This is a genomic window from Paracoccus wurundjeri (assembly GCF_030678915.1).
Classification (GTDB): Bacteria; Pseudomonadota; Alphaproteobacteria; order Rhodobacterales; family Rhodobacteraceae; genus Paracoccus; species Paracoccus onubensis_A.
The window spans coordinates 187,746-205,442 of record NZ_JAUUTZ010000002.1; the positions used below are offsets into that span (position 1 = coordinate 187,746).

14 protein-coding genes are annotated in these 17,697 nt (G+C 60.4%); 7 read left to right on the forward strand and 7 right to left on the reverse strand.

The genetic code is table 11. The features are described from left to right. Positions 1-31 precede the first annotated feature (31 nt). From Q0601_RS03210 to Q0601_RS03220, 3 genes are read right to left on the reverse strand one after another with little or no spacing between them, the layout of a single operon-like run. On the reverse strand, positions 32-1,792 hold the full coding sequence (locus Q0601_RS03210; protein WP_305287064.1) for an autotransporter domain-containing protein: 1,761 nt from the start codon (positions 1,790-1,792) through the stop codon (positions 32-34). Then, positions 1,723-4,302 carry a putative Ig domain-containing protein gene (locus Q0601_RS03215; protein WP_305287066.1) on the reverse strand — a complete coding sequence of 860 codons (2,580 nt, stop codon included), beginning with the start codon at positions 4,300-4,302 and terminating at the stop codon, positions 1,723-1,725. The genes Q0601_RS03210 and Q0601_RS03215 overlap by 70 nt, the downstream gene beginning before the upstream one ends. Further along, the gene (locus tag Q0601_RS03220) at positions 4,299-4,688 is read right to left on the reverse strand and encodes a hypothetical protein (protein ID WP_305287068.1); all 390 of its coding nucleotides are present in this window, start codon (positions 4,686-4,688) and stop codon (positions 4,299-4,301) included. Before Q0601_RS03220 ends, Q0601_RS03215 begins: the two co-directional genes overlap by 4 nt. 502 nt (positions 4,689-5,190) lie before the next feature. On the opposite strand from Q0601_RS03220, the gene Q0601_RS03225 reads away from it, so the two are divergent. Genes Q0601_RS03225 through Q0601_RS03245 form a run of 5 tightly spaced genes read left to right on the forward strand, consistent with a single transcriptional unit; the run spans position 5,191 to position 9,944 of the window. Next, a complete protein-coding gene (locus tag Q0601_RS03225; RefSeq protein ID WP_305287070.1) occupies positions 5,191-6,327 on the forward strand; it encodes an LLM class flavin-dependent oxidoreductase in 1,137 nt (378 codons plus the stop codon). Positions 6,328-6,380: 53 nt separating this feature from the next. Then, a complete protein-coding gene (locus Q0601_RS03230; protein WP_305287072.1) occupies positions 6,381-7,556 on the forward strand; it encodes a CaiB/BaiF CoA transferase family protein in 1,176 nt (391 codons plus the stop codon). Beyond that, a complete protein-coding gene (locus Q0601_RS03235) occupies positions 7,553-8,305 on the forward strand; it encodes an enoyl-CoA hydratase/isomerase family protein (protein ID WP_305287073.1) in 753 nt (250 codons plus the stop codon). The genes Q0601_RS03230 and Q0601_RS03235 overlap by 4 nt, the downstream gene beginning before the upstream one ends. Next, entirely contained in the window at positions 8,302-9,384 is a 1,083-nt protein-coding gene (gene ribB, locus Q0601_RS03240) for a 3,4-dihydroxy-2-butanone-4-phosphate synthase (RefSeq protein ID WP_305287074.1), read from the forward strand. Before Q0601_RS03235 ends, ribB begins: the two co-directional genes overlap by 4 nt. A 41-nt stretch (positions 9,385-9,425) precedes the next feature. After that, positions 9,426-9,944 carry a flavin reductase family protein gene (locus Q0601_RS03245; protein WP_305287076.1) on the forward strand — a complete coding sequence of 173 codons (519 nt, stop codon included), beginning with the start codon at positions 9,426-9,428 and terminating at the stop codon, positions 9,942-9,944. Here the strand turns inward: Q0601_RS03245 and Q0601_RS03250 are convergent. After that, positions 9,941-11,089 carry a YbfB/YjiJ family MFS transporter gene (locus Q0601_RS03250; RefSeq protein WP_305287078.1) on the reverse strand — a complete coding sequence of 383 codons (1,149 nt, stop codon included), beginning with the start codon at positions 11,087-11,089 and terminating at the stop codon, positions 9,941-9,943. The two genes, Q0601_RS03245 and Q0601_RS03250, sit on opposite strands and share 4 nt — an antisense overlap. 133 nt (positions 11,090-11,222) lie before the next feature. Next, positions 11,223-11,447, reverse strand: a complete 225-nt coding sequence (locus tag Q0601_RS03255; protein WP_305287080.1) for a hypothetical protein — start codon at positions 11,445-11,447, stop codon at positions 11,223-11,225. A gap of 26 nt (positions 11,448-11,473) precedes the next feature. Here Q0601_RS03255 and Q0601_RS03260 point away from each other — a divergent pair, with 26 nt between their 5' ends. Then, complete coding sequence (locus Q0601_RS03260; RefSeq protein WP_305287082.1) at positions 11,474-12,793, forward strand: short-chain fatty acid transporter; 1,320 nt, start codon at positions 11,474-11,476, stop codon at positions 12,791-12,793. A gap of 72 nt (positions 12,794-12,865) precedes the next feature. Further along, positions 12,866-13,780: a LysR family transcriptional regulator gene (locus Q0601_RS03265; RefSeq protein WP_305287084.1), complete on the forward strand. Its 915-nt coding sequence runs from the start codon at positions 12,866-12,868 to the stop codon at positions 13,778-13,780. A gap of 172 nt (positions 13,781-13,952) precedes the next feature. Here the strand turns inward: Q0601_RS03265 and Q0601_RS03270 are convergent, their stop codons facing one another. Both Q0601_RS03270 and Q0601_RS03275 read right to left on the reverse strand, forming a co-directional pair. Then, on the reverse strand, positions 13,953-16,151 hold the full coding sequence (locus Q0601_RS03270; RefSeq protein WP_305287086.1) for an acetate--CoA ligase family protein: 2,199 nt from the start codon (positions 16,149-16,151) through the stop codon (positions 13,953-13,955). 10 nt (positions 16,152-16,161) lie between these two features. Further along, positions 16,162-17,697 carry an acyl-CoA carboxylase subunit beta gene (locus tag Q0601_RS03275; RefSeq protein WP_305287088.1) on the reverse strand — a complete coding sequence of 512 codons (1,536 nt, stop codon included), beginning with the start codon at positions 17,695-17,697 and terminating at the stop codon, positions 16,162-16,164.

Consider the following 17,697-nt stretch of genomic DNA (forward strand, 5'->3'; position numbering starts at 1 on the left):
GGGTGCCTGTGATACAGGCGCTCGTAACCCGTCAGAACCGGACATCGAGTTTGAACGCGACCGTGTGATCCTGACTGTCGCCATCCGTGCCGAAGGCGGTGCGATAGTCGAGGCCAAGGGTCCATAATTCACCGATCTGGGCATCGAACCCAAGGCCGATGGCCAGCTGATCGCGCGAGAATCCATCGGCATCAATGATATAGGGCAATGTGCCAAGATCGGCATAACCCAGTCGGGCCTGGCTCGAATTCTCGAACTCATGGGTATATTCAAACCTTGCACGTGAAGTCAGCTGGCCCCAGCCGGTAGGTCTGGACTGCTCGAAGCGCAGGCCAAGCGTACCCGAGAGCGTTTTGACGATCTGCTCGTCATAGGTCAGATTATAGACCCCGCCCCCATTCTCGGTAAACATGTCCATCGTCGAGCGCGAACCCGACAGCCGCCCGTAAGGCGAGATCAGCACCCCGTCCCGGCGAAGCTCGTAACCTGCCGTCAGGGCAGCAAAATACTGCTCGCCGCGCCGCGTTCCGGTCGCCATGTCGCCGGTCCAGGTCACGTAACGCTTGCTGTCGAAATTCAGGGAACTGTAACCGGCAAGCCCGTCGATGAAAAACCCCGGCTTGGGGCGATAGCTGCCATAGGCGGCCAGTGAAAAGGCTTCGGCGCGGCTTTCGGTGCCATTCGAGCCGATATCGGTGACATCGCGCCCATAGCCCAGACCAAGACCGGCCGTGAATTTCGGCGTGAAACGATAATCCGCGCCGGCGCTTACCCCGATCAGCGTATGGTCAAGATCAATCGCGCCATCGTCGCTGGAACCGAAATTGACATAGCCGCTGCTCCAGAACGCAAGTTCGTCACGCTGGTTTCCGAAAGCCTCGGGGCCGCGCAGGGACAGCGCGTCGCTATCCCCGCGCGAGCTTTGGGCAGTAAGATTGAGCGCAAGGGAGTTCCGCCGCCTCGTGCCCTCGTCGTGAAGCTGTTCAAGCCGCTGGCCGAAATTCCTGATCTGGGCCTTTGCGAAACGCTTGGCCGTTTCCGTCTGCGCCCGGACCAGCCCGATGACCTCGGGATCCAGCGTAGGATCGGGCCGGGCAACCACGGTGATCATGACGCTTGCCGGTTCAGAGATGCCACCGGCATTGGAAAGCGTATAGCGCAGGCTGGCCGTACCGGCATAACCCCCCGAAGCCGAGAAATGCAGGATATGCCTGCCGCCCCGGCTGGCGATCCGCACCATCCCGGCCTCATGTGCCGGATTTGCCACGATCGCGGCCTTGATGAACGGGCCACCCATCGCGCCCAGGGTCAGATCGATCGTGCCATCGGTTCCGGCCATGACCGTCAACGCGTGATTCTGCGGCTGCGGCAGGGCGATATCCTCGATGGCGATCATGTAGTCGCGGCTGCCGGTAAATCCGAGCCTGTCGGTAACGGTCATGGTGACGGAAAAGCTGCCGGGCTCGGATGGTGTGCCGGACAGTGTGCCGTCCTCTGCAAGGGCAAGCCCCTCGGGCAAGCTGCCCTGCGTCACCGCAAACCCATAAGGGGCTGTGCCGCCTTCCGCCCCAAGGGAAGCGTTATAGGCGGCGTTCACCCGGCCTGCGGGCAAATTGCCCGGAGTCAGGACGAGATCCGGGGCTGCGATGGTAAGACGGTATTCCCGTTCACCCGAAAACTCGCCTGCATCCGTTGCCGACACGGTAAAGGCGAACTCGCCGGCTACGGTCGGAGTCCCTGACAGCGTGCCATCCCGGAAGACCAGCCCTTCGGGTAAATCCCCGTCCAGCATAAACTATAAGGCGCGTCGCCGCCTTTTGCGGTAAAGTTTACCGGCCCGAATACCATACCCGCCGTGCCAGCTGGCAGGCTTTTCGGGGAAAGGGCGATCTCGGGCGCCTCGACAATCAGCGTGTATTCCCGCGTCCCGGCGAAATCATTGTCATCCGTGGCCGTGACGGTAAAGGCGAATTCACCGGATTCGCCCGGCTGTCCGGACAGCGTTCCATCCGCCGCCAGCTTCATCCCGCCGGGCAAATCGCCACCTGTCATCTCATAGCGATAGGAGCCCATGCCGCCTTCAGCGATGAAGCTCTCTGAATAATCGGCATAGACCGCTGCGTTCGGAAGACTGTCCGGACCGATCGTGATTTCCGGCGCCCGGATGCGCAACGTGTATTCCCGTTCACCTGCAAATGCGCCCGCATCGGTTGCCGTAACGGTGAATGTGAATGCACCGTCCCTGGCCGGAACCCCTGAAAGCGTGCCGCCCTTGAAGTTCAGACCGTCGGGAAGCTTGCCGGACAATGTGAAATCATAGGGCGCTTCACCACCCTCCGCGGTGAATTTCACCGGTTCGTATCCTGTTCCGGCGATACCATCGGGCAGGTTCCGTGGTGCAAGGGCGATGTTGGGGGTGGCAATGGCCAGCGTGTAATCCCCTGTGCCGGTGAAGCCCTTGCCATCCGTGACCGTGACGGTGAACGGGAAATCACCGCTTTCTGCGGGGGTGCCGGTAAGCGCCCCTTCGGCCGCCAATTCCAACCCTTCGGGCAAGCTGCCGCCGGTCACCTTGTAGCTATAGGCTCCATCGCCGCCTTTTGCCGAGAAATTCCCGGAGTAATCCGCATAGACCGTTCCTTCCGGCAGGCTATCAGCCGCCAGCACGATCTTGGGCGCGGTCACGGAAAGCGTGTAATTCCCGGTGGTGGTAAACCCGTTATCATCGGCGACGGATACGGTGATCGGGAAACTCCCCGCCTCGGTTGGCGTTCCCGACAGGGTTCCATTCTCGAAACTCATGTCCTGCGGCAAATCGCCCTCGGTGATCTCATAGCTGTAGGGCGCCTTGCCGCCCCGAGCTGAGAATTTCACCGAATAATCCACATAGACTGCCGCTTCCGACAGATGCCTGGGAAGCAGGGTAATTCCGGGGGCGCCGATGCTCAGCGTGTAACTGCGCTGGCCTGTGAAATTATCCGCGTCGGTCGCCGTCACGGTCAATGCGAAATCCCCGTTCTCGGCCGGCATGCCGCTGAGGATGCCATCCTTGAAGCTCATCCCATCGGGAAGCTGCCCTTCAAGGGTAAAGCCATAGGGCGCGCGGCCACCCGTGGCGGCAAAGGACAATTCGTCATAAGCCATGCCCGCGACACCATTCGGAAGATCGTCGGGGCCAAGGGTGATCTCGGGTGCGTCGACGGACAGCGTGAAGTCGCGCTGCCCCGAAAATCCCCTTTCATCGGTGGCCGTCACGGTAAAGGAGAAGCTGCCTGCCTCGACCGGTGTGCCGGATAAAGCGCCATCTTCGAATTTCAGCCCCTTGGGGAGCCCACCGGTCAGGGCGAAGCTATAAGGTTCCGTGCCGCCATCCGCGACGAAACTCACCGGACCGTAGGCCGTGCCCGCTTCGCCCCCGGACAGGCCGTCCGGGCCAAGAGTGATCCCGGGTGGGTCAATGATCAGCCTGTAATCGCGCGTGCCGGTGAAATTACTGGCGTCGGTAGCCATGACAGTGATGTCGAAACTACCGGCTTCCCCAGGAATACCGGACAGTTGACCGCCCGGACCAAGAGCAAGCCCGTCGGGCAGTACACCTTCGACAAGGGTGAAAATATAGGGCGCCGTACCGCCCTCTGCGGTAAGGGACAGCGGACCATAGTCGGAACCGGCCACGCCCTGCGGCAAACTGTCGGGATCGAGCATGATCACCGGCGCTTCACGCATCGCGGTAACCGTATAGATCCGCATTGCCGCCCCATCCTCTGCGGTCACGACAATCTCGATGGGCGTATCGCCAACCATAAGCGGAATCGCAGATGATGCCGATCCCGACATGACGGACTGCCCCGCGACGGTGATTGTTGCCCCGGCATCCGCGGCGGTCGGCGTAAGGGTCAGCGAGGTGACGGCATAGGGAACCGAGACCACGTAAGCGACGGTTCCCGGTGCGAAATCCGGAGCGAGCGTGCCTGCACTTGCCGCAAGATCCGAAAGGCTGGCATCGGCCGAGGCGGGCTCTTCATAGGTGAATGCGCGGGTGGCTGTAGCGATGCCCCCCGGAGTGGTCACCGTCACGTCCACCGGCCCCGCCGCGCCACCCGGCGTGGTTGCAGTGATCTGCGTGGCGCTGTCGACCGTGAAGCTGGTCGCCGGCCAGGTTCCGAACGACACCCCCGTCGCGCCCGTCAGATCCGTGCCGGTGATGGTGACAACCGTTCCGCCAATGGCCGGCCCGCTATCCGGCGAAACACCGGCGATCTCCGGTGCGGCGGGCTCGCCAGTGGAACCTTTATAGATCACCCTCGCCCCGCCGGCGATGGCCCCCCTCGCGGAGCGCTAATGGTCTCCAGCTCATAAGTCCCGCCAAGCTGCACGAGATCCGAAATATCGTTTTCTGTTGTGATATAGGTTGCGGTGCAAATGGCCGTGCCGTTCACCTCAAGCGGAAAATCCGGTGTGCAGGTCGGGTCCGAGATGGGCAAGTTCGAACCACTCAGCGTCATTCCATTGACGACAATATTTTCTCTCTCCAGCCGATACTGAAATGTGATCGACTCGCCCGGTCCGGAAAATGTTATCGGCGTGACGCCGGTCAGCATGACACCTGCGCCGGCCGGTAGAACCAGCAAGAACAGAACCAGCAGAAACCGAAGGGCTCCGCCCAGAAATCGTGCCGGATATCCCATTGCCCATTTCCCTCGTCATCGCCCGGCCGCTTCGGGTGGCGAATTCCGGGATAAACCCCTCCTCGCGGCCTCATCCCGGTGATTTTTCCATTTTTGACACTCGGGACGAATGAACAGCTTGATGCGGGAACAATTCCAAGCGCCGGATTGGCTTATAATCACGATAACGTTAACTAAACTGATGAGTCCAGAAACCAATTCTTTGGAATTCTTATGAAATCTGACGGTGGTCGCAGGTTTGCCCGGGTGACGGTTGTTCGAAAAAGCAAAGAGGAACCGCGTACCCGGATTGACGGCAATTCTGCGCTGCATCTTCGGCGAAGGGTTCAAAATCCTTGATGGGCGACCTTCAGGTTATCTCGTTTGATTGCCGCGGCTTATCGACGTTACGCTGCAATCAGGACCTGAGATGCGATTTCGCCATCATGTTATTGCCGATCGGCGCCGATATGATCGATCGCCGCGCCTTGGGCGGAAAACAGGATAACCAAAGGGGATTTCGATGACGACCGCGACGATTGAAGCGCCGATCCCGGCACTCGAGGAAGCCAAGAAAAACGCACTCCTGCTTGGGCTGTTCCTGCCCCTGCAATCCGGCGCCTGGAGCCCGTCTCTGGCGCCGCGCGACACTGATCCCGGGTTCGAGTACAATGCCCGCTGCACGGTCATGGCCGAGGAAATGGGCTTCGATCTGGTTTTCGGACTGGCCCAGTGGATGGGCAAGGGCGGCTATGGCGGGAAAATGCGCTTTCGCGAGGATGCCAATGATCCGCTGTTGATTACAGCGGGGCTCGCGGCCCTGACCAAGCGCATCATGCTGGTCTCGACGGTGCATATCCTTTACGGTTGGCATCCGCTGCATCTGGCCAAATTCGGTGCCACGATCGACCGGATGAGCAATGGGCGCTGGGGCCTGAACATGGTCACCGGCTACAAGAAATCCGAAGTCGAGATGTTCGGACTGGGTCTGGTCGAACATGACCAGCGCTATGTCATGGCCGAGGAATTCGTATCGCTGATGCGCAGGCTGTGGTCCGACCCGGAAGAGGTGACGTTCAACGGCAAGTTCTGGCAGGCCAAAAACGCCTTTGTATCCCCCAAGCCGGTGAATGCTCGCTGTCTGCTGGTCAATGCCTCATCTTCAAAGGCCGGGCTGGAATACGCGGTTCGCAACTCGGACCTGATCTTCATCACCAGCCCGGCGGGCGCCGATCTGGACGCGGCAGCCGCAGTGCTTCCGGATCACAACCGCCGGATCAAGGATCTGGCGCAACAAGCCGGGCGCGATATCCGCACGGTCATCAATCCCCATGTCATCTGCCGTGAAACGGAAAAAGAAGCCCGGGCGCAATATGACCGCATTCTTGAACAGCAGGACAGCGTTGCCGCCGATAATTTCTATGCGACATTCATGGGCGGCGATCAATCATCATGGAAAGCGGCCAGCCGGGATCAATGGGTCATCGGCGGCAACGTTCATATCGTTGGCACGCCCGAGCAGGTCGTGGCCGGTTTGCAGAAACTGAAGGACGCAGGCTGCGACGGCGTACAGGTGAATTTCTATGACTATATCAACGATCTGCAGTTTTTCGGCGACCGGGTCATTCCGCTGATGAAACAGGCCGGACTGCGCATCTGACAATCTCTCGGCCATTCGCGCCACAATCTTATTCATGAAGGAGCATTGATCCTATGCAGGACGATGTAAGTCACCAACCCGGCCCATTGGCGGGGCTTCGGGTGCTGGAATTCGCCCAGATCGCCGCCGGGCCGTTCACCGGCAGCCTGTTCGCGGATCTGGGTGCCGATGTGGTCAAGATCGAGCGGCCCGACGGGGGTGACGGCATGAGAAGCTGGCCGCCTCTGCATGAGGCCCCGGACGGCGTCTTCAGCGGCAATTTCACCTCGCTTAATCGCAACAAGCGATCCGTCACCATCGATATCAAGAAAGCCGGTGACGCCGCCAGATTTCGCCGTCTGATCGAGAAAGCGGACCTGCTGATCGAAAATTTTCGCCCCGGAGTCCTTGCCCGCAGCGGTTTCGGTTATGAGGACTGCCGCGCGATCAATCCGCAACTGGTTTACTGCTCGATCACCGGTTACGGCCAGTCGGGCCCTTATGCACAAAAGGGCGCTTTCGACGTCACGGTACAGGCCATGAGCGGCCTGATGAGCGTCACCGGCGAGGCCGATGGGCCGGCGGTCAAATGCGGTGTGCCGGTCGGCGATTTCGCAGCGGGCCTCTATGCGGCCTTTGTCAGCCTTGCCGCCGTGAACCGGGCGAAGGCATCGGGGATTGGCGCGCATGTCGATTGTTCATTGCTGGGCGCATTGCTGGGGATCTCTGCCTTGCAGACAAGTCAGTATTTCGGCACCGGCAAGGCCCCCGAACGGCTGGGATCGCAGCATCCGCGCAATGCGCCCTATCAGGGTTTCGAATCGGCGGACAGGCCCTTTACCGTCGCGGCAGGAAACGACAAGCTTTGGCGCGATACCTGCGTCGTCATCGGCAAACCCGAACTTGCGGATGATCCGCGCTTCCGGACCCAGCCGTTACGCGCGCAAAATCAGGATGAGCTGGCCGCTATTCTGCAGCCGATCTTTCTGGAACAACCCGCCGGGCATTGGCTTCGGCAGTTCGACGCAAAGGGCATTCCCTGCGCACCAATCAATGATTTCAGCGAAATCCTGAATGACGCCCATGTAAAGGGCAAGGACTGGATCACCCGAACGACGATGCCCAATGGCGCGACGGTTGCCACTGTCGGCTTTCCGGTTGGCCTGACGGATTTCGATTTTTCGATCCGTCGCGCTCCGCCCGGCCTGGGGCAACATGACGACGATGTTTTCCAGGAATGGCTGTCATGACCACGGCCCGCGAAAGCCTTCTTGATATTCGCCATGATGAAAGGGCGATGATCCGGATCCTGACCATGCAGCGGCTGGAAAAGGCCAATGCGCTTGACGCCGCAATGGTGCAGGCGCTGGATGCCGCACTGGCGGGCCTGACGGCCGCAACGGATGAAGGGGCGACGGTTGTGCTTCGGTCGGCGCATCGGGCCTTTTCAGCAGGCTTCGACCTGTCGGGCGTCGAGGATCAGACCGAAGGCGACATCCTCCTGCGCTTTGTGCGCATCGAGGGATTGCTGCAACGCCTGCGCAGGGGGCCTCTGGCCTCGATCGCGGTCATCGACGGTGCGGCCTATGGTGCCGGGGCCGATCTGGCGACTGCCTGCACATGGCGTATCGGCACGCCGCGCGCGCGGTTCCGGTTTCCGGGGTTCCGGTTCGGAGTGGCTCTTGGCACCCGGCATCTAGCGGCGATTGCCGGTCAGGGCCGGGCGCGGCAGATCCTGCTTGAAAACCGCATGATCCCTGCGGAAGAGGCGCTGGAATGGGGCTTGCTGACCCATCTGGTCCAACCCGCAGAGATCGAAACCACCATCACCACCCTGGCCGGGGCGCCGGCGGATCTGCCCGGTGGTGCCGCCGCTAGAATCATCAGGATGACACGAACCGATACCGATGATGCCGATCTTGCGGATATGGTGCGGTCATTGGCCGAACCGGGGCTGAAGGACCGCATCGCAGCCTATCTTCGGGCAGGTGCGGCATGAACGCGGTCACCACGGCGATATCAGCCATCCGCGCAGGCCGGATGATCATCGTCACCGACGATGCCGACCGCGAGGCCGAAGGCGATCTGGTCATGGCTGCCAGCCATTGCACGGCCAAGAACATGGCGTTCATCATCCGGAATTCCTGCGGAATCGTTTGTGCCCCCTTATCCACGGATCTGGCCTCCCGTCTTGATCTTGCGCCGATGGTCGCCCGAAACGACGCGCCATTGGGCACTGCATTCACCGTGACAGTGGATTGCGTTCATGGATTGACGACCGGCATCTCGGCCGGGCAGCGCAGCAATACAGTCCGCGCATTGGCGGATCCCGATATGGGCCCGCGGGATTTCGTGCGGCCGGGCCATGTGTTCCCCCTGATCGCCCGGGATGGCGGGGTACTTGTCCGCGCAGGTCATACCGAAGCCGCGGTGGATCTGTGTCAGCTCGCGGGGCTGCCGCCGGTCGGGGTCATTTGCGAATTGGCCAATGACGACGGCACGGTCATGAAGGGCGCGCAGATCCGCGCCTTCGCAGCGCGTGAAGCCCTTCCGGTCGTTTCGGTCGATGAGTTGATCTGTTGGCGGCGCGAAAACGAGCTTCTGGTCACCCGGTCAGAGCCGTTTTCCTGCAACAGCATGATCGGGCCGGTTACCGGATATGCGTTTTCGACTCCGTTCGATCCGGTCCGTCAATTCGCCTTCGTGCATGGCGATATCTCTGACGGGCAAGGAGTCCCGATCCGGATACACAGATCCTCTGTCGTGGCCGATGTGATCCTTGGCGACACCAGTCTTCACCAAAGCCTGCACGAGATCCGGCAACTGGGTCGCGGAGTGTTGATCTACCTGCGCGATGAGACAGGCGGCATCCGGCTGGCATCGCAGGATCGCCAGCTATCCGCATCGGAGCGCAGGCGCGAACGCCATTGGTCCGAGATCGGGCTGGCGACGCAGATCCTGACCAGTCTGGGGATCAGCAGCCCCCTGCCCCATACGGATCACGGGCTGAACAACCATGCCGGATCGGGTGGGATTAGCACGGGATTCGCGCCCGTAGAAGGAAACTGCGGCGCTTAGCGTCACCACGCCAACAACCCGCCATTTCCAAAGGGGAAACCATGTCCGATCATAACTCCAACATCACCTCTGGCCTGTTTCGCGAGGTGCTTGGGCAATATCCAACCGGTGTCGTGGCGGTGACCGGCCTTGGCGGCGACGGCCAGCCTGTCGGGATGATCCTTGGCAGTTTCAGTTCGGTATCGCTGGAACCGCCGCTGGTCTCCTTCATGCCGGGCAAGGCGTCGTCATCCTGGTCGCGACTGGCGTCGTTGCGGCGCTACTGCATCAACATTCTGGGCGCGGATCAGGAAGATATCTGCCGCACCCTGACCTCGAAAAGCCCCGACCGGTTCAGGAAGCTGCCCTGGGCATCCTCGGCGCGGGGCAATCCGATGATCGCCGGCTCGCTGGCCTATATCGGGTGCCGGCGCGAAGCGGTCCTTGATGCCGGAGACCACCAGATCGTCCTGTGCCGGGTCGAAACGCTGTCGGCCGGCGCTCTGGGAACGCCGTTGCTGTTCTATCGCGGCGGCTATGGCACCTTCACGGATCAATCCCCGGTGGATATGGTCGATTAGCTTTTCCCGGGTGCATTGCGCGGGCTGATCACCAGAAGTCCGAAAGCTGCGGCCGACAGCAACAGGCCCGCCACAACCACCGGGAAATGCGATTGACTGATGTCGAACAGGAATGCGAGCGCAAAGGATCCCACGGCCTGACAGATCGCGAATGCGGCGGTTGCGGCTTTCCAGATTATTCCAGAGATCGCGGGGTTCAGTTCATGCGCATAGCCCAGAACTACGCCGGTTAACCCGATCCCGCCAAAACCGCCCAGAAAACCCGCCGCCAGCGCGGCCTGTTTTCCCCATATCAACAGCAGCGCAATTCCCGCAATCTGCACCGCCAGCCATATAAGCGTTGCCCTGTAGCCGCCAAGCCGGTCAACGGCTTTCCCGCCAAGCAATGAGCCCAGAATTGCACCGACACCGAATAACAACCAGGCGGCCGAGGCAAGGCCGAAGGAATAGCCTCGGCCGCGGATGAACAGATCGGACAGATAGACCATATGCGGCACCATTCCGGCACCTGCCAGCCCGTAAGCCGCAACCATTAACCGGGCGTTGCGGGCCGTCACGGTCATTCCGAAACCGGCGCTTATGCTGACCGCAGGCCACAAATGGCAGGTCAGGCCCCAGATCGCCAGTGTGATCAGTGCCAATCCGGTCCATGCACCGACAATGCCGAAGCCCAGAAGCAAGGGCATGATCGCCGCTCCGAATATGATCCCGGTTCCAACTCCCGAAATCACGATGCCGCCCGCGATGCCACGCCGGCCTGCCGAGACACAGGATTGAACCACCGGGCCGGCCAGCACCATCAGGACACCCCCGGAAAATCCCGCAAGAAATCGCGCGCCGCACAGCCACGCCAATCCCAGATTCACGGCAGAGGCAAGAAAGGAAAGGGCCATCAGTCCCATGGCCGCATTGATCGTGAAGGGCACGCCGGCGCGTGCAGCCACGCTGCGGCCCATCATCACCCCTGACAGATAACCGGCCAGATTGAATGCCCCGACATAGCCGCCGCCGGCGGGTAAAAGCCAGCCGGCGGACACCATTTCGGGAAATAGCGGATTATAGGCGAAACGCCCAAGCCCCACCCCAACAAACGGCGCCGCCGCGCCTGCCAGAATAAGCGCGTATTCGGATCGGGTCTTGCGCATTCGCCCTCCTGTCGACCGGCCATCGCGAAACCGTTCTGTTTCGGTGGTAACCGCCCAAACCCGCATAAGGCAAACCACATCTGTTGATCTTCTCATATCAGGATTCCCGAACCCGGGACTTTCGGCTGATGGTTCAAATCCCTTGATCCGAACGCTCCAATTTAACTCGCTTGAGCGACGGCATGAATTCAGCAATGTTTTTCAGGCAAGCCGGATTGCGCAAACTGGCGGGGAAATCAAACATTGCATCAGTGATTTCCGCAATAGCCTTTACCAGCGCGATATAGGGAGCGGGCCGGGCACGGGGGGTGTCCGGCGGCCTTGCTGTTACCTGAGAAGTAACAAAATCGCGGAGCATGCCGCGCGAAGGGAGGAAGCCTGCAAATGTTTGGAATGATATTTAAACTATCGGTCCGGGCCGTCGAAAGATGGATGCCCGACCCTTTGCTGTTTGCCTTCATCCTGACGATTCTATCGGCCATCGCCGCAATCGTGCTGATGGGGACGGGGCCGGTCGAGCTGGTCAATTACTGGGGCGATTCAGTCTGGGAATTGCTGGCCTTTTCGATGCAGATGGTGCTGATCGTCGTAAGCGGTTTCGTGCTGTCGACGACCCCGCTGTTCAGCCGGATGCTGACACAATTCGCCTCGCTGGCGACATCGCCGGTCAAGGCCATCCTGCTGGTGAGTCTGGGCGCCCTGACCGCAAGCTGGCTGAACTGGGGATTAGGTCTGATCGTCGGCGCCATTCTGGCGCGCCGGATCGCCGCGCGTGTGCCGCAGGTCGATTACCGCCTGCTGGTGGCAAGCGCCTATTCCGGCTGGATCGTGTTTCACGGCGGGCTTTCGGGATCAATTCCCCTGCTGATCGCAACGCCCGATCACTTTCTGGTCGACACGATCGGGGTCATTCCGGCGTCCGAAACCATCTTCACCGCCTTCAACCTGTTCATCGTCATTTCGCTGTTTATTGCCGTTCCCGCAATAAACCTGCTGATGCTGCGCGGGATCGATAAGCCGGTCTGCGTCGACCCTGAAAAGCTGAAGGCAGAGGACAGTTTTCCGGTCGATCCCGGCAATGAAACCCTTGCCGACAAGCTGGAAAACAGCTGGCTTCTGTCCCTGCTGATCGGCGGGGCCGCCATGTTTTATGTGATCTACTGTCTTGTGACCGGAAAAAGCGGGCTGAATATCAACACCATCAACCTGTTGTTCCTGGCTTTGGGCATTATCCTGCATGGCACGCCAAGGCGCTTTATCGCGGCACTGAACGAAGGCATCAAGCATGTCGGGGCAATCGTTATCCAGTTTCCCTTCTATGCCGGAATCATGGGAATCATGTCGCTGTCCGGCCTGTCATCCGCATTGAGCGACTTTTTCATCCAGGTATCGAATGCCGATACTCTGCCGATCTGGTCATTCCTGTCCGCCGGCGTCCTGAACCTGTTCATTCCGTCGGGTGGCGGGCAATGGGCCGTGCAGGGTCCAATCATGATGGAGGCCGCCCTGCAATTGAATGCCGATCTTCCACGAGTCGCCATGGCCGTGGCATGGGGCGACGCATGGACGAACCTGATCCAGCCTTTCTGGGCAGTTCCCATCCTGGCCATTGCAGGGCTGAAGGCACGCGATATTATGGGGTTCTGCATGATGCAGACCTTTGCGTCGGGCGTGTTGGTCATCAGCGGTCTTTGGTTGTTCTGAAAGCTCTCTTGAAAACCTGGCCGGGCGGTTCCTCATGACTGGTCCGGTCATTTTTGCCTGGCAGGATGTGACGTGAATCTCAGACGACTTGAAACCTTTTACTGGGCCGTGAAACTGGGCAGTTTCAAATCCGCAGCGGAAAAGATCAACTCGACCCAATCTACCGTCTCGATGCGAATTCAGGAACTCGAGCGCGAGCTGGGCGTGATTTTGTTCGACCGTGCCAAAGGGGCCGCCCGGCCAACCGATCTTGGCCGCGAACTGCTTCCCTATGTCGAAAAGGTGCTGCGCAGCACCGCAGAGATGCGCGATCGCATTTCGGCGACGGGAAGCATCTCGGGGCTGGTGCGTATCGGCGTGGCCGAGGTCGTATCGATGACCTGGCTGCCGCTTTTCATCAGCGAGATGCGGCACAGGTTCCCCAAGGTACAGATCGAGATCGAAGAAGCCCTGACCCGCGAGTTGGAAACCAGGCTGGATGCCGGCAGTCTCGATGTCGTGCTTGCCCCCGGCGGGGATCGGAACAGCCGGCATGTGACCCGCCCGCTTGGATCGGTGGAATTCGCATGGATGGCCAGCCCTTCCCTGTGCGAACCCGGGCACCCGCTGACGCCCGCCGATCTGGTCGAGCTTCCGGTTATCACGCTTTCCGAAGAAAGTTTTCATGCCGTTACCATTGCCGAATGGTTCGGTTCGGTCGGCAGCCCGGATTATGTCGGCATTTGCAAAAGCATGGGGGTTGCGGGATCACTTGCGATGATGGGGCTGGGCATTACCCTGCTGCCGGTGCAATGTTTCACCGGCGCATTGGCCGAGGGAAAGCTGATCCGGCTGCAGACCACACCGTCATTTCCGATTATCCCGTTTCGGGCGCTTGCCAGTCGCACGAATGTCAGCAGGCTGCCGGAAACCGTTGCCGATATCGCGGCAGAACTCAGCACATTCACCGACGCCCCGGATATGCCCCCGCATTCCGGCGCTGCCTAACCGCAATCTTAATACCGGCTACTGCTGCGGATGCCTGAATCCAGAGGATAGGCAGCGATGAAACCCGTCATTCGGCAGATCTCGCTTCAGCTTCACGCTATCGGGGTTTCGTTCGAAAGTAATCCCGTATCACCAGATGTCACTATCAGGCCGAAGGCGATACGGGAGCAGGTCAGGAAGCCTGGCCTCGGGCAGCGAACCGCCGTTCAAGATGGCCCATGATCGACAGAACCCGGGCCATCGGCGCAATTTCATCGAAGACCGGCAACCCGATCAGCCGGGCCTTTTCCCGGTATTGCCGCCGTCTCTCGTCAAGCTCCGCCGAGCCATCGGTGCGCAGCGCAAGCACGAAATGCGCAATATCAGGATATTCATGTATCGCGTTTTCGATTACCGTGAAAAGGTTACCTATCGGATCAACGCTGCCCCGGCCAACAAAAGCTGCAAGATTCAGATGTAATGCGATCGCGTCTGGCCGGGCCCTTTCAAGCACATGCCCAAGGATATCGCCAGCAATCCAGCCGTCCTTTTCCTGAAGGGTACGGACGGGAGTGTCGATTGGATTGACGACACTCGTCCCCGGCGGCAAACCCATCTGGGCAAGCGGCGCCATCGCCTCTGCGGAAAAGGGCGAGACGTTCAGCCCATATTGCGCGAACGCATCGGTACCCAGCACGCTTGATCCGCCACCGTTACCGAACAGAACAACTTCCTGCGTGGGCCTGCCCGGCCGAAGTTCCAGCGACTGCAACGCCAGAAGCGCGTCGATGAATTCGTCGATCGTCGTTACCAGCGCCACTGGAAGCTGCGCGGCAAGCGCATCCCACGCACTGTCGTCACCGGCAAGCGCCCCGGTATGGGAGGCCGCCGCCGCCCGGCCATGCGCGCTGCGTCCGCCCTTCAGAATGACCACCGGCTTCGGTGCCGGATAGCGACTTAGCAGATCAAAGAATTCTCGGCCCTTGCGGATATCCTCGATATAAAGACCGACCGCCCTGGTCTGTGGATCGGCGAAGTAGAATTCCACAAGTTCATGCGGCGTTACATCCGCGCTGTTACCAATAGTGACGAGCCCCGAGAAACGCAGACCACGCCACTGTCCGCGTTTGATGATATCGGTCGAGAGCCCGCCGGATTGCGAGACGATGCCGATCCGCCCGGTTTCGGTCGGGGCTCCGGCCGGAAAGGTCAGCCCGCCGCGCGGCGAATAGGTGCCCAGACAGTTGGGACCAATCACCCGCACCCCGGCGATGCGCGCCTTGGCAACCAGATCGGCTTGCAATTCGCGCCCCTCTGCGACCTCGCCAAAGCCCGAAGAAATGACCTGAGCGATCTTCAACCGGCCCTTCGCTTCGGCAATGACGTCGGGAATATGCCGTGCGCCGATAGCGATATAGGCATAGTCTACAGGTGCAGGAGCAGCCGAGATTGCGGGATAGGCGGGCAGTCCCTCGATCTCGGCAGCTTTCGGATGGATCGGGAAGATCTGACCGGTATAGCCGAAATCCTTAAGCCGGCGGATGAAGGTATTGGCAATCGCGACGTCTTTGGTGGATGCGCCAAGCACCGCAACGGTTTCGGGAAAGAAAAGCGGTGCGAATTCGACAAGTGGATCCTTCGCGCCAGCGGGGGCAGGCGCTTCGGGCTGCCCGGCTTCGGTCATCAGGATAAAACGCGCATCCGCCGCCATCATGCCGCGTTCGGACAGGATCACCGGGTTCAGATCGACCTCGGCAATCTCATCGGCGAAACTGACAAGCAGCCCTTCGGGGCCACCAAGGGCAAGCATTGCGTCGATCAGCGGCTCTTGGTTTACCGCCGCCTCGCCGCGGACACCGGCAAGAAGGGCATGCCCCTTCAGTTCTGCCAGCATTTCGGCCGCCATGCGACGATCGATCGGACAGATACGAAAGGATACATCCTTCAGCACCTCGACGAATATCCCCCCGAGACCAACCATCAGCATTGGTCCGAACTCGGGATCGCGGAAACCGCCGATGACGATCTCGCGGCCAGTCGGGATCATCTCCTCGACCAGCCAGCCTTCGACTCGGGCAGTTGCGATTTTCGGACGGCGGGACATCTCGCGAATGGCATCCGCAACATCGGCGGGACCCGCAAGGTTCAGGATCACCCCACCCGCATCCGACTTGTGCATGATTTCAGGAGAGACGACCTTGACCACGAAAGGGCCGGTCATCTTTGCAGCATGCCCGGCGCCCTCCTCGGGCGTAATCACCACCGCCGAGCGAGGCGCATGAATCCCGACGCGGGCAAGAAGCGCCTTGCCCGCAGCCTCATCAAGCGCAGTCCGCCCGCTGGCACGGGCCCGAGCGATGATGTCGCGTATGGTCTTAAATTCGGCGTTCATGAGAATCCCCTCAATAACTCGTGGGCCAGGTGCGCATCAGATGCTGGCCGATGCCGCCGGTCCGCCGCTGACGCTGGATGTCAAACATGCGGATCAGATAGGCACGGGTTTCCTGGGGCTTGATTACGTCCTGGGTCGAGAAAATCTCCGCCATATCCCAGACTTCAAGGTCTTTCCGGATCTCGGCCAAAGCGTCATCGAAACCCTCTTGCCCGGGTGAGAGGTTGTGAACGATGTTGGTTGCGAAGACGGGATCCATGAATGAAATCTCGGCCATCGGCCAGGCGATCATCGCATCGTTATGTGCGCCTCCACCCATCGCCACATAGGCGCGGCCATAGGCTTTGCGGCAAATCACGGTTACTTGCGGCACGGTGGTCAGACAGGTGGCATTCATGAAATTCATGATATGGCCCGGCGCGCCACGCTTTTCGGCATCGGTTCCGACGACAAAACCCGGCGTGTCCATAAACCGCACGATCGGGATGTTAAAGCTGTCGCAAAGGACGGTGAAATCGATGATCTTGCGGCAGGCTTCGGCCGACAGCGCACCTCCGCCAACCTGCGGGTTATTAGCGATCACGCCCACCACCTTGCCGTCAAGCCGCGCCAGCGCCACCACTGCGGATTTGCCGAAGCGAGCCTTGAATTCGAACAAGCTGCCTGTGTCGAATATTACCTCGAGGATCTTCTTCATGTTATAGACCTGCGCGCGCCGCTCGGGGAGGACAGCGAGAATCCGATCCTGATCGTCGCCCGAACCATCGCTGACGGCAGCTTCGGGCGGGGTCTCGCCATTATGCGACGGCATATAGGACAGGAACTGCCGGATCGCCGCCATCGCCTCTTCATCGGTATCGACAAACTGATCGATGAGGCCGGTCATTTCGGCATGGATACGCCAGCCGCCAAGTTCCTCGAGATCGACCTTTTCGCCGATCGCCATCGAGACGAGCCGCGGGCTTGAGACCGACATGATCGAGCCTTTGCGCATGACCGAAAAATCCGAACAGCAGCACAGCCAGGCCGATGAGCCAAAGGATGTGTCCAGCGCCGCCGCCACCCAGGGCGTGTCGCGCATCCGACGAAACTGGGTGGTGTCGTTGCCCAGCAGCATACCCATGCCCTTCGAACCCATGGCGTCCGGCAGCCGCGCCCCTGTCGATTCGCCGATATGGACAAAAGGCATTCCGCGCTCGGTGCAGGTGCGCCGTATATAGCCCATCTTTTTCGAATTGGTGCTGCCGGTCGAGGCGCCCTTGACCGTGAAGTCGTTTACCACCACACCGATGTCGCGCCCGGCGATCCGACCGAAACCGGTGATCTTGCCGTCGCGAGGCGTGCGTGCGGCCTCATCTGCGGAATAATTCGAACGGCCAAGCAGACCGGTCTCGAAGAAACTGTCCTCATCCACCAAAGCAGCAAGCCGTTCGGCAGCATTGAGCTGGCCCTTTTCGCGACGCTGAGTCAATTTCCTTTCGCCACCCATGGCGGAAGCGGCCTCGCGCCTTTGGTCAAGATCGGCCATCAGGGTTTCATGCGGCAT

Bases quoted from the DNA above. Each gene is read 5' to 3' on its own strand.
- Q0601_RS03210 (WP_305287064.1), bottom strand. From the start codon at position 1,792: ATGCTGGACGGGGATTTACCCGAAGGGCTGGTCTTCCGGGATGGCACG.
- Q0601_RS03220 (WP_305287068.1), bottom strand. From the start codon at position 4,688: ATGGGATATCCGGCACGATTTCTGGGCGGAGCCCTTCGGTTTCTGCTG.
- Q0601_RS03225 (WP_305287070.1), top strand. From the start codon at position 5,191: ATGACGACCGCGACGATTGAAGCGCCGATCCCGGCACTCGAGGAAGCC.
- Q0601_RS03230 (WP_305287072.1), top strand. From the start codon at position 6,381: ATGCAGGACGATGTAAGTCACCAACCCGGCCCATTGGCGGGGCTTCGG.
- Q0601_RS03235 (WP_305287073.1), top strand. From the start codon at position 7,553: ATGACCACGGCCCGCGAAAGCCTTCTTGATATTCGCCATGATGAAAGG.
- ribB (WP_305287074.1), top strand. From the start codon at position 8,302: ATGAACGCGGTCACCACGGCGATATCAGCCATCCGCGCAGGCCGGATG.
- Q0601_RS03245 (WP_305287076.1), top strand. From the start codon at position 9,426: ATGTCCGATCATAACTCCAACATCACCTCTGGCCTGTTTCGCGAGGTG.
- Q0601_RS03250 (WP_305287078.1), bottom strand. From the start codon at position 11,089: ATGCGCAAGACCCGATCCGAATACGCGCTTATTCTGGCAGGCGCGGCG.
- Q0601_RS03255 (WP_305287080.1), bottom strand. From the start codon at position 11,447: ATGCTCCGCGATTTTGTTACTTCTCAGGTAACAGCAAGGCCGCCGGAC.
- Q0601_RS03260 (WP_305287082.1), top strand. From the start codon at position 11,474: ATGTTTGGAATGATATTTAAACTATCGGTCCGGGCCGTCGAAAGATGG.
- Q0601_RS03270 (WP_305287086.1), bottom strand. From the start codon at position 16,151: ATGAACGCCGAATTTAAGACCATACGCGACATCATCGCTCGGGCCCGT.
- Q0601_RS03275 (WP_305287088.1), bottom strand. From the start codon at position 17,697: ATGCCGCATGAAACCCTGATGGCCGATCTTGACCAAAGGCGCGAGGCC.